This is a genomic window from Nonomuraea sp. C10 (genome assembly GCF_008017515.1).
GTDB lineage: Bacteria > Actinomycetota > Actinomycetes > Streptosporangiales > Streptosporangiaceae > Nonomuraea > Nonomuraea ferruginea.
Map to the genome: position 1 here is coordinate 4,813,421 of NZ_VPFF01000001.1, position 12,911 is coordinate 4,826,331.

General features: G+C 71.2%; 11 protein-coding genes. 5 read left to right on the plus strand and 6 right to left on the minus strand.

All coding sequences use genetic code 11. The features are described 5' to 3' along the window. The first annotated feature begins 246 nt into the window (after window positions 1-246). From FR742_RS22145 to FR742_RS22165, 5 genes are read left to right on the plus strand one after another with little or no spacing between them, the layout of a single operon-like run. Window positions 247-1,248 carry an ABC transporter permease gene (locus FR742_RS22145; protein ID WP_148032706.1) on the plus strand — a complete coding sequence of 334 codons (1,002 nt, stop codon included), beginning with the start codon at window positions 247-249 and terminating at the stop codon, window positions 1,246-1,248. A 9-nt stretch (window positions 1,249-1,257) separates the two neighbouring features. Then, a complete protein-coding gene (locus tag FR742_RS22150) occupies window positions 1,258-3,039 on the plus strand; it encodes an ABC transporter substrate-binding protein (protein WP_148032707.1) in 1,782 nt (593 codons plus the stop codon). A gap of 54 nt (window positions 3,040-3,093) precedes the next feature. Next, window positions 3,094-4,074, plus strand: a complete 981-nt coding sequence (locus FR742_RS22155) for an ABC transporter permease (protein ID WP_148032708.1) — start codon at window positions 3,094-3,096, stop codon at window positions 4,072-4,074. Beyond that, the gene (locus tag FR742_RS22160) at window positions 4,074-5,090 is read left to right on the plus strand and encodes an ABC transporter ATP-binding protein (RefSeq protein WP_148032709.1); all 1,017 of its coding nucleotides are present in this window, start codon (window positions 4,074-4,076) and stop codon (window positions 5,088-5,090) included. The genes FR742_RS22155 and FR742_RS22160 overlap by 1 nt, the downstream gene beginning before the upstream one ends. Beyond that, window positions 5,087-6,121, plus strand: a complete 1,035-nt coding sequence (locus FR742_RS22165; protein WP_148032710.1) for an ABC transporter ATP-binding protein — start codon at window positions 5,087-5,089, stop codon at window positions 6,119-6,121. The genes FR742_RS22160 and FR742_RS22165 overlap by 4 nt, the downstream gene beginning before the upstream one ends. 31 nt (window positions 6,122-6,152) lie before the next feature. On the opposite strand, the gene rpe is transcribed toward FR742_RS22165, so the two are convergent. From rpe to FR742_RS22195, 6 genes are all read right to left on the minus strand, one after another. After that, window positions 6,153-6,812 carry a ribulose-phosphate 3-epimerase gene (gene rpe, locus FR742_RS22170; RefSeq protein ID WP_148032711.1) on the minus strand — a complete coding sequence of 220 codons (660 nt, stop codon included), beginning with the start codon at window positions 6,810-6,812 and terminating at the stop codon, window positions 6,153-6,155. Between the two features lie 82 nt (window positions 6,813-6,894). Beyond that, on the minus strand, window positions 6,895-8,355 hold the full coding sequence (locus FR742_RS22175; protein ID WP_187281257.1) for an RsmB/NOP family class I SAM-dependent RNA methyltransferase: 1,461 nt from the start codon (window positions 8,353-8,355) through the stop codon (window positions 6,895-6,897). 151 nt (window positions 8,356-8,506) lie between these two features. Next, window positions 8,507-9,436: a methionyl-tRNA formyltransferase gene (fmt, locus tag FR742_RS22180; RefSeq protein ID WP_148032713.1), complete on the minus strand. Its 930-nt coding sequence runs from the start codon at window positions 9,434-9,436 to the stop codon at window positions 8,507-8,509. A gap of 2 nt (window positions 9,437-9,438) precedes the next feature. After that, window positions 9,439-9,987, minus strand: coding sequence for a peptide deformylase (def, locus tag FR742_RS22185; RefSeq protein WP_148032714.1), 549 nt, complete (start codon window positions 9,985-9,987; stop codon window positions 9,439-9,441). A gap of 34 nt (window positions 9,988-10,021) precedes the next feature. Beyond that, a complete protein-coding gene (locus tag FR742_RS22190; protein ID WP_148032715.1) occupies window positions 10,022-11,341 on the minus strand; it encodes a hypothetical protein in 1,320 nt (439 codons plus the stop codon). 37 nt (window positions 11,342-11,378) lie between these two features. Further along, window positions 11,379-12,884, minus strand: coding sequence for a hypothetical protein (locus tag FR742_RS22195; protein ID WP_148032716.1), 1,506 nt, complete (start codon window positions 12,882-12,884; stop codon window positions 11,379-11,381). Window positions 12,885-12,911 lie beyond the last annotated feature (27 nt).

The window sequence follows — 12,911 nt, forward strand, 5'->3', positions numbered from 1 at the left end:
CGGGGGCTATGTCACAGGACTGTCGTGGTTGTGCCGCGATTCCGTGATTACTGAGCGTATAAACGGTTCTGATTCTTGCATCCGGTGATATGGCAGGTCAATGACTTTGCGAATACGACAAAGTCTATTTTTTACAACAAACTTACGAAAAACCGTGGAGGCATTGTCACAGAGTGAGATGACCTGAGAACGTCGCCTGTGGCCCGGAATTTCCGGATTTCGTACGTGCTGAGGGACCCCGACCACATGACGACACCGACGTCCACCGCGATCACCACCGACGCGACGTCCGTGACCGAAACCCAGGACACCGCCGGCCGGTCACCCGGTCGGCTGATGTGGACGCGCTTCCGCCGCGACCGCGTCGGCGTCACCTCCGCGGTGATCGTCATCTTCTTCTTCCTGGTGGCGATCTTCGCGCCCGTGATCTCGTGGCTGTACGGCAAGGACCCGTACACCCTGTACGGGCAGGACATCCCAGGACTGCTGAACGACTACGGCTACCCGATCCTGCCCAACGGCGGCATCAGCTCCGAGTACTGGTTCGGGCTGGAGCCGAGCCTCGGCCGGGACGTGTTCATGCAACTGGTGTACGGCATCAGGACGTCGCTCGGCATCGCCCTGGCCGCGACCCTGATCATCACCGCGCTCGGCATCGTGATCGGCATCGTGGCCGGCTACATCGGCGGCAGGACCGACTACTTCATCGGCCGGATCATCGACCTGACGCTGTCCTTCCCGTCGACGATCTTCATCATCGCGTTCACCCCGGTGGTGGAGAGCCTGCTGGTGCCACCGGACGAGGAGACGCCGATCTGGCTGCGCGCCGTCTCGCTCACGATCATGCTCAGCGCCTTCGGCTGGGCGGGGCTGGCCCGGCTGCTGCGCGGTTACGTGCTGTCGCTGCGCGAGCGCGAGTTCGTCGAGGCCGCCAAGGTCACCGGCGCCTCGCCGGCCCGGATCGTGTTCAAGGAGCTGCTGCCCAACCTGTGGACGCCGATCCTCATCCAGTCGACGCTGCTGCTGCCCGCCATGGTGACGGCCGAGGCGGGGCTGTCGTTCCTCGGCGTCGGGATGGGTGAGCTGGTGCCCGACTGGGGGCGCATGTTCCTGCGGGCGACCCAGGTCTACCAGAACGACATCACGTACCTCATCTTCCCCGGCGTCGCGTTGTTGATCTTCGTGATCGCCTTCAACCTGCTCGGCGATTCCGTGCGTGACGCCTTCGACCCCAAGATCAAGCGCTAGAGGAGAGAGATGAACCACCGTACGAGGTCGGTGCTCGCGGTGCTCGCCGCGGCGTCGCTGACCCTGGTCGGCGCCTGCGCGCCGGGAAACCAGGGCGCGCCGTCGGCCGCCCCCAGCTCCGGAGAGTCGGCGCCGCCGCAGGCGGAGTACAAGCCGGCCGTGATCACCCTGGGCACGGCCGAGGACTCGAAGGGCCCGGCCATCGAGCCTGAGGGCGTGGTCAAGGGCGGCACGGTCACCATGATCGACCGCGACGACTTCAGCCACCTGGACCCGGCGCAGATCTACGTCAACACCGAGTCCAACTTCGGCCTGCTCATCCACCGCGGCCTGACCGGGTACAAGCGGGTCGCCAAGGGCGAGTACAAGCTCGTCGGCGACCTCGCCACGGACGCGGGCCAGGTGTCCGACGGCGGCAAGACCTGGACCTTCACCCTCAAGGACGGGGTGAAGTGGCAGGACGGCTCGGCGATCACGTCCGAGGACGTCAAGTGGACGATCGAGCGGATGTTCGCGCCGTTCGTCACCTTCGGTCCCTCCTACATCCAGCAGTGGCTGACCGAGGAGGACTACCGGAAGGCCTACGAGGGCCCGTACGACGGCAAGCGGCTCGACACCATCGAGACCCCGGACGACAAGACGATCGTCTTCAAGTTCAAGACGCCGCACGCCGACGCCAACTACGCCTTCGCCATGGGCGGCTACGCCATCGTGCCCAAGGCCAAGGACACCAAGGAGAAGTACGACAAGGAGCCCGTCGCCTCCGGCCCGTACATCATCAAGTCGCACACCGTCGACAAGTCGATGGAGCTGGAGCGCAACCCGCACTGGGACGCCGCCACCGACCCGATCCGCGGCGCCTACCCGGACACCTGGAAGCTGGAGTTCGGCCAGGAGGCCCTGCAGATCACCGACCGCTTCATCGCGGACAACGGCCCTGACCAGCAGGCGTTCACCTTCTACGCGACGACGCCGCCGGAGCGGCTGCAGCAGGTGCTGCAGGACCAGAGCCTGGCCGACCGCCGCATGGTCAGCCCCTCGCCGTACGGCAACTACTACTACTTCAACCTCGACCGGGTGAAGGACATCAAGGTCCGCCAGGCGATCAACCACGCGTGGCCGTCGAAGCAGATCCAGCAGACGATGGGCGGCCCGGCCGCCGCGGCGCTGCCGACGACGATCCTGAACGAGAACACCACGGTCGGGTACGAGTCGTACGACCTGTACGGCAAGACGGCCAAGCCCGAGGGCGACATCGAGAAGGCCAAGCAGCTGCTGGCCGAGTCGAGCGACCCGAACCCCACCATCGTCTACGCGTACAACCAGACGCCCACCCAGGAGCAGATCACCGTCGTGATCAAGAACGCCCTGGAGAAGGCCGGCATCAAGGTCGTGACCAAGCCGCTGGACCGCAAGACGTACTACGACTCGATCAGCCAGACCAAGAACGAGTTCGACCTGTACTGGGGCGGCTGGGGCTCCGACTGGCCGTCCGGCTCGACGGTCATGCCGATCATCTTCGGCCCGGTCAGCGACGGCGGCCAGAACATGACGCACCTTCGCGACCCTGAGCTGGACGCGAAGATGAAGGAGATCTCCGAGAACCCGGACATCGACGCGGCCAACGCCGCCTGGATGGCGCTGGACAAGGAGATCCAGGAGAAGCACGCGCCGCTGGTCGTCGCCGAGAACCGGATCGCGACCACGCTGCACGGTTCGAAGGTGGGCGGCGCCGAGATCGACCCGCAGATGTGGGTGGTCTCCCCGAACACCATCTTCGTGAAGCCGTAGTGCCACCGCCCCGGGCGTCCGTGCGGGCGCCCGGGGCACCCTCTTGGAGATCTCGTGCTTCGATTCCTCATCCGCCGCGTGCTGGGAGCGGCGGTCATCCTGCTGGTCATCTCGGCGGTGACCTTCTTCCTGTTCTACGCGATTCCCGCGGACCCGGCCCGGCTGGCCTGCGGCAAGGTGTGCCCGCCGGAAACGCTGGAGCAGGCCCGCCGCAACCTGGGCATCGACCAGCCGCTCCTGGTGCAGTTCGTGTCATGGCTGTCCGGGATCTTCGTCGGCCGTGACTACGAGGGCCTCGGCCACTGCCCGGCGCCCTGTCTCGGCTTCTCGTTCGTCAACAAGGCCCCGGTGTTCGAGACGATCATGGACCGGATGCCGGTCACGATCGCGCTCACGCTCGGCGCCGCGGTGATCTTCCTGATCTTCGGCGTGGCCACCGGCATCGTCGCCGCGCTGCGTCAGGGCAAGCCGCTCGACAAGGTCGCCAGCGTGGCGTCGCTGATCGGCGCGTCGGTGCAGATCTACTTCGTCGGCACCCTGGCCATGTACCTGTTCGTCTACCAGACACAGGTCTTCTCCCAGCCCAAGTACGTGCCGATCACGGAAGATCCGCTCGGCTGGTTCAACGGGCTGTTGCTGCCCTGGCTGGTCCTGGCGCTCATCTTCACCGCGAACTACACCCGCATCACCCGCTCCACCATGGTGGAGAACCTCAACGAGGACTACGTCCGCACAGCAAGGGCCAAGGGCATGTCGGGGCGGAGCGTGGTGCTGCGGTTCGCGCTGCGCGGAACGCTCACCCCGGTCATCACGATCTTCGGTGTCGACCTGGGCACGCTCATCGGCGGCGCGATCATCACCGAGACCACGTTCGGCCTGCAGGGCATCGGGCGGCTGGCGGTGCGCGCGGTCGACTACTCCGACCTGCCGACGCTGATGGCCACGGTGGTGCTCGCGGCCGGCGCGATCGTGCTGATGAACGTGGTCGTCGACTCCCTGTACGCCGTCATCGACCCCCGCGTGAGGCTGAGCTGATGTATCTCGAAGTCAACGACCTCACCGTCGACTTCCACACCGAGGACGGCGTCGTGCACGCCGTGGGCGGGCTCTCCTTCGAGGTCGAACGGGGCAGCACGCTGGGCATCGTGGGCGAGTCCGGCTCCGGCAAGTCGGTGACCAACCTGGCCGTGCTCGGCCTGCACAACCCGGAGACCGCGCAGATCTCCGGCAGCATCACGCTCGACGGCCAGGAACTGCTGACGGCGTCCCGGTCCACGATGGAGCGGCTGCGCGGCAACAAGATCGCGATGATCTTCCAGGATCCGCTGACCTCGCTGTCCCCGTTCCACACGGTCGGCGCCCAGATCGCCGAGGTGTACCGCAAGCACAAGGGCGTCTCCAAGTCGGTGGCGCGGGACCGGGCCATCGAGATGCTCGACCGGGTCGGCATCCCGCAGCCGAAGCTCCGCGTCGACGAGTACCCCCACCAGTTCTCCGGCGGCATGCGGCAGCGGGCGATGATCGCGATGGCCCTGGTCTGCGACCCCGGCCTGCTCATCGCCGACGAGCCGACGACCGCGCTGGACGTCACCGTACAGGCGCAGATCCTCGACCTGCTGCGCGAGCTGCAGGAGCAGACCGGCACCGCGATCATCCTGGTCACGCACGACCTGGGCGTGGTGGCCAGCACGGCGCACGAGGTGCTGGTCATGTACGCGGGACGCGCCGTGGAACGGGGCACGATGCGCGAGGTGCTGCGCGAGCCCCGCCACCCGTACACGTGGGGGCTGCTCGGGTCCATGCCGAGCCTGCGCCAGGCGGTGGACGAGCCGCTGCGCCCGGTGCGCGGCACGCCGCCCAGCCTGATCAACGTCCCGCGCGGCTGCCCGTTCCACCCCCGCTGCGACTTCATGGAACTGCTGGGGCGCGAGGTGTGCACGGGTGAGCGGCCGGAGCTGTCGCCGCACCGCGGCCACGGGGACGCCTGCTACCTGCCGCTGAAGCAGAAGACGGAGATCCGCGAACGAGCGGCCGGTAAGGAGACGACGTGACGGAGAAGCTGCTGGAGCTGTCCGGCCTGGAGAAGCACTTCCCCGTCAGAGGCGGCGCGTTCATCAAGCGCCAGGTCGGCGCCGTGCACGCGGTGGACGGCATCGACCTGACCGTGCACAGCGGCGAGACGCTCGGCCTGGTCGGCGAGTCGGGTTGCGGCAAGTCCACCACCGGCCGGCTGGCCGCCCGGCTGCTGGAACCGACCAAGGGCACGGTCAGCTATCAGGGCCGCGACATCAGCCACGCCTCCCGGCGCGACCTGAAGCCGATCCGCTCCCAGATCCAGATGATCTTCCAGGACCCGTACTCGTCGCTCAACCCGCGCCACACGGTCGGGTCGATCATCAAGGGGCCGATGGAGGTCAACGGCATCGACCCGCCGGGCGGCCGGGAGGCCAGGGTCCGTGAGCTGCTGGAGATCGTCGGGCTCAACCCGGAGCACTACAACCGCTTCCCCCACGAGTTCTCCGGCGGCCAGCGCCAGCGCATCGGCGTGGCCCGCGCGCTGTCGGTGAGCCCCAGGCTGATCATCGCGGACGAGCCGGTGTCGGCGCTGGACGTGTCGATCCAGGCCCAGGTGATCAACCTGCTCCAGCGGGTGCAGCGGGAGCTGGGCATCGCGTTCCTGTTCATCGCGCACGACCTGGCCGTGGTGCGGCACTTCTCGCAGCGGGTCGCGGTGATGTATCTCGGCAAGGTGGTGGAGATCGCCGACCGGGAGTCGTTGTACGAGCGGCCCCGGCACCCGTACACGCACGCCCTGCTGTCGGCCGTGCCCGACGCCGACCTGGACGCCCCGCCCCGCGAGCGCATCCGCCTGGCGGGCGACGTGCCCTCCCCGGTCGACCCGCCGTCCGGCTGCCGCTTCCGCACCCGCTGCTGGAAGGCGCAGGACAAGTGCGCGACCGAGGAGCCGCCGCTGCTGCGGCTGTCGGGCAACCGCGACGGCCACCTGACCGCCTGTCACTTCCCCGAGGAGCCGACGACGGAGGGCGAGGACATCGTCCTCGACCCCGCGCTCCAGGACTGACCAGAAGCCCCCGCCTCGTGGCGGGGGCCGGTCAGGACGCCCCGTCGGCCAGGGCGCGCAGCGAGTCGATCGCCGCGGCCGGGTCGTCGGCGCCGTAGACGGCGTTGCCCGCCACGAACACGTCGGCTCCCGCCACCGCGCACCGCTCGATGGTGTCGCCGGCGATGCCGCCGTCGACCTGGAGCCACACCTGGCCGCCGTGCCGCTCGATGAGGTCCCGGGCCCGCCGGATCTTCGGCAGCACCATGTCGAGGAACGACTGCCCGCCGAACCCGGGCTCCACCGTCATCAGCAGCAGCATGTCGATCTCGCGGAGGAGATCCTCGTACGGCTCCACGGCGGTGGCCGGGTTGAGCGCGAGCCCCGCCCTGGCGCCCAGCGACCGGATCTCCCGCAGGGTGCGCACGGGGGCCGAGGACGCCTCCGCGTGGATGGTCACGCTCCCCGCCCCCGCTTCCGCGTACGAGGGCGCCCACCGGTCGGGGTCGTCGATCATGAGGTGGCAGTCGAGCGGCAGCGAGGTCGCCTTGCGCAGCGCCTCGACCACGGGCAGCCCGAGGGTCAGGTTGGGGACGAAGTGGTAGTCCATGACATCCACGTGCAGCCAGTCGGCGTTCGGCACCGCGGCGGCCTCGTCGGCGAGCCGCGCGAAGTCGGCGGAGAGGATGCTGGGAGAGATCTGTACGGCCATGATGCCCCGAGTCTATTGGGTGCCGGTGTCCCTGCCCCGCCCAGCGGGCCGTCTCACTTCCGCGTCGAGAGGACCTCGCCGGTCACGGGCGCTTGCGGAGCAGGGACAGGAACATCGCGTCGGTGCCGTGCCGGTGCGGCCAGAACTGCGCGTGCGGCCCCTCGCCGAGCCCGTCGATCCCCGGCAGGTAGTCGCGTGCGTCGAGCTGCTCCACGTCGTCCCTGCGGGCCAGCACGTCGCCCACCACCACCCGGGTCTCGGCCAGGTGCGGCGAGCAGGTGACGTAGGCGACGACCCCGCCGGGCCTGACCGAGTCCAGCGCGGTGCCGAGCAGCTCCCGCTGGAGCCGGCTCAGCTCGGCGACGCTCGACGGCTCGCGCCGCCACCGCGCCTCCGGCCGGCGCCGCAGCGCCCCCAGCCCGGTGCAGGGAGCGTCGAGCATGACCCGGTCGAACGCCCCCGGCCGCCACGCCGGCGCGGTGCCGTCAGCGGTGATCACCAGCGCGTCGTCCGTGGTCTGCAACACCAGCCGCGCCCGATGGTGCTGCACGTCACTGGCCATCACCCACGCCCCACCGGGGAACGCGCGGGGCGCTCCGCCACCCGGCCCCTCCTCGCCTCGCTGGGCCGACGGGGCCGCGAGTCCTTCGAGGTCGCCGTGGGTCGCGATGGCGTCGAGAAGGCCCGCCTTGCCGCCCGGGCCCGCGCACAGGTCGAGCCAGCGCTCGTCGCGGCCGTCGAGCGGGACGCGGGTGAGGGCGAGCGTCACGAGCTGGCTGGCCTCGTCCTGCACCGCGGCCCGGGTCTCGGCCACCGCCGCGATCTGGCCGGGGTCGCCTTCGGGCAGGTAGGCCCCGTACGGGGAGTAGCGGGCGGGCTCGGCCCCCGCGTCGCGCAGCTCCTTCGCCGAGGAGCGCCCGGGACGCGCCACCAGCGTCACCAGCGGACGGTCGTTGTCGGCGGCCATCAGATCCGCGGTCTCCGCGGCGTCCTCGCCCAGCGCGTCGCGGAAGGCGGTCACCACCCAGCGCGGGTGGCTGTGGGCGACGGCCAGGTGACCCGCCGGGTCACGCTCGGGGTCGGGCGCGACGATCGCCACCCACTCCTCCAGCGTCCGCCCGGCGATCTTGCGCAGCACCGCGTTGACGAACTTGGCCGCCCCCTGCCCGACGCGCAGTCGTACCAGGTCGACGCTGGTGCCGACGGCGGCGTGCGGCGGGACGCGCATCTTCAGCAGCTGGTGGGCGCCCAGCCGCAGCGCGTCGCGCACCGCCGGGTCGGGCGCGCGGTCGCCGCACACCTCGATGATCGCGTCGTAGGTGCCGAGCCCGCGCAGCGTCCCGTAGGTCAGCTCCGTGGCGAGCGCCGCGTCGCGCCCCCCGATGCCGCGCTCCCGCAGGAGCCGCGGCAGGAGCAGGTTGGCGTACGCGTCGCGCTCCGCCACGGCGCGCATGACGTCGAAGGCGGTGTTGCGCGCCTGGTCGCGGACCGGCCTGCGCGGCCTTCCCGCACCGCCCCTGCCCGCGGCACCCCGTGGTCTCATGCCCTCCGACTTTCCGTCACGCCTCGGCCGGCGACGCCCGCGCATCGACGAGGCCGGGCTTCCTTCGCTCCGAGCTCCGCGAACCCGGCGGTCACGCCCCGCGGGGCGTCCGCCTCACGGCCGGGCGCACCGTCTCGACAGATCTGGTCGCTCACCGGAGGCACTCCCGGGCCTCCGGGCGAACGCCGCGGGCCCACTCGACCGCGCTCATCAGGCGCTTGCCCTGGGGCTGGACCTCGCCCAGCTCGACCGGGTCGGTGGCGGTGCCGGCCAGGACGCGGTGCTTGCCGGCCGCCAGCTCGCCAGGGGCGAGGCGCTCCTCTCCGGCGGCGACGCGCACCGGGCCGAGCTTGACCCGCTGGCCGCGGAACTCGGCCCATGCCCCCGGGCCGGGGGTGCAGGCGCGGATGAGCCGGTCGATCCTCATGGCGGGGGCGGACCAGTCGACGCGGGCGTCCTCAACGCTGATCTTGGGAGCGAGGCTCACCCCTTCGGACGGCTGCGGGCGTGCCTCCAGCTTGCCGTCCTCGATGCCGTCGAGGGTGGCGGCGAGCAGCCCGGCGCCGGAGACCGACAGCCGTTCGAGCAGGGCGCCGCTGGTGTCGCCTGGCCTGACCTCCTCGGTGACGACGCCGAAGACCGGACCGGCGTCGAGCTCCTTGACGATGCGGAACGTGGTCGCGCCGGTGATCTCGTCGCCGTGGAGCACGGCGTGCTGCACGGGGGCGGCGCCGCGCCAGGCCGGCAGGATCGAGAAGTGGAGGTTGACCCAGCCGTGCCGGGGGATGTCGAGCGCGGCCTGCGGCAGCAGCGCGCCGTACGCGACGACGGGGCAGCAGTCGGGCTCCAGGGCGCGCAGCCGGTCGAGGAAGGCGGGGTCGCCTGCCTTGACCGGGCGCAGCACCTCGATGCCGCTCTCCTCGGCCAGCTCGGCCACCGGCGACGGATGCACCTTGCGTCCGCGCCCCGACTGGGCGTCGGGGCGGGTGACGACCGCGACGACCTCGTGACGCGGCGAGTCGAGCAGGGCGCGCAGCGACGGCAGCGCCGTCTCCGGGGTGCCGGCGAAGACCAGCCGCATCGTCAGAGAGCCTTTCCGCCGGTCGGGTGGGGCGAGAACTTGACCGCGGGCGCCTGCAGCCCGCTCCACTCGGCCTCGCGCACGGCCTTCATCGCGAGCTTGCGCTGCTTGGGGTCCATCCGGTCGATGAACAGGATGCCGTCGAGGTGGTCGGTCTCGTGCTGGAAGCAGCGCGCCATCAGGTCGGTGCCCTCCAGCACGACCGGCTCCCCGTGCATGTCGAATCCCTTGGCGACGGCGCGGATCGCGCGGGGCGTCGGGAAGGACAGGCCGGGGAAGGACAGGCAGCCCTCCTCGCCCTCCTCGTCGAGCTCGCTGGACAGGTCGAGGTCGGGGTTGATGAGGTGGCCCAGCTGGTCGTCCACGTAATAGGTGAACACCCGCAGCCCGACGCCGATCTGCGGGGCGGCGAGGCCGGCGCCCGGCGCGTCCATCATCGTGTCGGTGAGGTCTTTGACGAGCTTGCGGAGCTCCTTGTCGAAGTCGACCACCGGAGCCGCCGGCGTGCGCAGCACCGGGTCTCCGAACAGCCGGATCGCCTGGATCGCCAAGGGTCACTCCGTTTCTTCGAGGGATCAGCTCAGTTTAGTGGGCGAACGAGCGAGCCTTCATCGCCGCTTTGCGCGCGGCCTTGACGACGGCCTCGTCGCCGTGGGCGCGGGCGAGCATGTCGAGCACGGCGACGGTGTCGGGGTGGCCGACGGAGGGCATCTCGGCGACGAGGCGGATGAGGTCCTCGCGGGGTTCGGGCGTGTCGAGCCGGTCGGCGGCGTGACCGGACAGATGCATGAGGGCGGCCAGCGAGTCGACGGCGATCCAGGTGTGGTCCTCAGGGCTGAGCGGGGGCGCGTCGAGGTCGCGGATGTGCAGCCAGGAGGCGGCGTAGCGGCGCATGAGCGGCAGATCGAGCGCCTCGCGCAGGGGCGACTCGGCCTCGGGGCCGAGCTCCTCCAGGACGGCTCCCACCGCGCCGCGCCGGCCGGCGGTGCCCTCGGCGGCGATGGCGATCAGCTCGCGCGCGGCCTCCTCGGGCGGGCGGCGCTCCAGCCACCCCGCCACCGCGCTCTGCGTGGCGGACCCGCTGACCAGGGCGTCGACCAGCTCGGCGGCGGTCAGGTCGGCGAACACCTCGACCTCCGCGGAGGTGGGCGCGTCGTGGCCCTCGCGCAGCAGGTCGCGCCTGATGGCCCAGACGCCGAGCGGGGTGAGCGCGGTGCGGCCGGCGGCGGTCTGCTCGACCACGCCGCAGTAGGCCAGCAGCGACAGCGCCTGCAGCAGCTCGCCGGGCAGGTCGGCGGCCATCCGTCGCATCCCGGTCTCGCCCGGGGCGCAGGCGACCTCGTGGGACTGCAGGATGCCGCGGGCCAGGTTGGCGACCGCGACGCCGGACCGTACGGAGTAGATCGTGGCGAGCATCTCGGCCAGGTGGCCGTCGACGACGGCGGAGCCGGTCAGGCCCTCGTCCGCGCGGTCGAGGACGTCCATGACCACGCCGTCCCAGAACTCGAGCGTGGCCTCGACGGTCAGCCGCTGCGGCAGCGGACCGCGGGAGGCACGGCCGCCGAGGATCTGGAGCAGGCCGGTGTTGACGGCGACGATCCAGACGAGGCGCAGGCGGGAGGGGTCGAGCCCGAGCTCGGCGGCGGCGGCCGCGGCGTCGGCCTCGGTCGGCAGGCCCTCGGGGGTGACGGGGCGGGTGCCCGTCCAGCCGGCCAGGCGCACCGCGTCGGCGACGAGCGGCACCTGGGGAACCGCCCTCGCCAGCTCGGCGTCGTCGGCGAGGGTGACGGGCGGGAAGGTGAGCGCCTCGTGCTCCACGGGCGTCTCCTCAGGCGGCCCCGGCGGAGCGGCCTGCTCATCGATCAGCTTGCGCAGCTCGGCGAGGTCGAAGACGTTGTTTGCCACCCACGAAACTTACTGCACGTGAGTCACAGAGGCGTACTCAACGGATGGCCCGCGAGCGTGCCTTGAAAGCGGCCTTGCGCGCGGCCTTGGCCGTCGTGGTGTCGGGCAGCGAGCGCCCGAGCAGCTCCAGGACCTCGACCACGTCGGGATGGTCCACCTGCCACATCTCCTCGATCAGGTGGGCGGGCGGGCCCGAGGCGCCCATGTTCTCGGCGAAGATCTCCGGGGCCTCCTGGGCGTGCGGCATCGCCAGCGCGAGCATGTCGACGCTGACCCAGAGCAGCTCGTCGTGGGTGAGATGCGGGGCGGGCAGGCCGCGCGAGATGAGCCAGTGGATGGCGTGCGGCCGGAGCTCGGGGTCGTCGAGGCCGCCGCGCACCGCGGGCTCGGCCCCGGCGCCGAGCCGGTCGACGATGGTGACGGCGATCCCGCGGGCGACGGCGGGCGCTCCCGAGGCGGCGTCGAACAGCTCGGCCGCGGCCTCCTCGGGGCTCCTGGCGGCCAGCCAGCGGTCGATGTCGGACTCGGCCAGCTCGGCAGGCACGCCGTCGAGCAGCCCTTCGATGAGCCCGCGCGCGTCGGCCTCGGCCAGGTCGGGCGCCTGCGGCGCGTCGAGTCCGAGCGCGAGGTAGTGCTCGCGCAGCGCCCACACGGCGGCGGGGGTGAGCCCGGCCGCGGGGTGGGCGCCGTCTCCGGTGAGGCGTACGAGGCCGCACCAGGCAAGGCGGGCGAGCACGGCGGGCACGTCCACCTCCTCCTCGACGAGCTCCTCCAGGTATTCGCCGATCACCTCGGCGGGCACCGGGGCCTGCACCCGGTAGAGCATGTCGAACAGGTCGTAGAGCTCCTCGTCGACGCCCGCCGAGCCGGTGACCCCGCCGCCCGTGTCGCCCTCCATCAGGTGGGCCACGACGGCCGCCCACCTGCCCAGCGGGCCGCCGGGCGCGCGCAGCCCTTCCAGGTAGGGGACCGCGCCGCGGTCGAGCGCGGCCAGGAGCGGGACGCCGCGCAGCTCCGCCTCCAGCTCCTCGGGCGTGGCCGGCCGGACGGCGGGACGCGGGGTGCAGCCGGGGCAGTCGCAGGGCGCCTCCCCCAGATCGGGCACCTCACCGGACGGGATGGCGATGGACTGCTCCAGGGATTCGGGCCCGATGGAGCTGAACAGGCTCTTGGCCATGCCGAAGTTGGCCGTGTCGGCCAGGGCGTCGGGCATGCGGGTCTCGATGTCGGCCAGCCGCTCGCGCATGGCGGCGGCGGTCTCGTCGCCGACCTCGCCCGACTCCTGCAGGTAGCGGACGAGCGTGCGCCCGGCCGCCACGGTCTCCTCGGCGCTCTCCGGGGGCGCGATGACCTTGCGCGGATAGATGGACAGCAGCAGCTCGTCGAACGTGGCGGGCGTGAAGTCGGCGAGCTTGTTGACGTTCAGGTAGTCGCTGGCGTAGTCGCAGAGCAAGCGGACCTCGTCCGCGTCCACCTCGACGCCCCGGGCGCGCCCCCAGGCGCGCAGGTCGTCGATGGCCGAGTTCACCCATTCGATCGACACACAGGCACGCTAACGGCTGGCTTACGG

Excerpts from the sequence above, each read along its gene's own strand:
- FR742_RS22145 (WP_148032706.1), top strand. The coding sequence starts at position 247 with ATGACGACACCGACGTCCACCGCGATCACCACCGACGCGACGTCCGTG.
- FR742_RS22150 (WP_148032707.1), top strand. The coding sequence starts at position 1,258 with ATGAACCACCGTACGAGGTCGGTGCTCGCGGTGCTCGCCGCGGCGTCG.
- FR742_RS22160 (WP_148032709.1), top strand. The coding sequence starts at position 4,074 with ATGTATCTCGAAGTCAACGACCTCACCGTCGACTTCCACACCGAGGAC.
- rpe (WP_148032711.1), bottom strand. The coding sequence starts at position 6,812 with ATGGCCGTACAGATCTCTCCCAGCATCCTCTCCGCCGACTTCGCGCGG.
- FR742_RS22175 (WP_187281257.1), bottom strand. The coding sequence starts at position 8,355 with ATGAGACCACGGGGTGCCGCGGGCAGGGGCGGTGCGGGAAGGCCGCGC.
- fmt (WP_148032713.1), bottom strand. The coding sequence starts at position 9,436 with ATGCGGCTGGTCTTCGCCGGCACCCCGGAGACGGCGCTGCCGTCGCTG.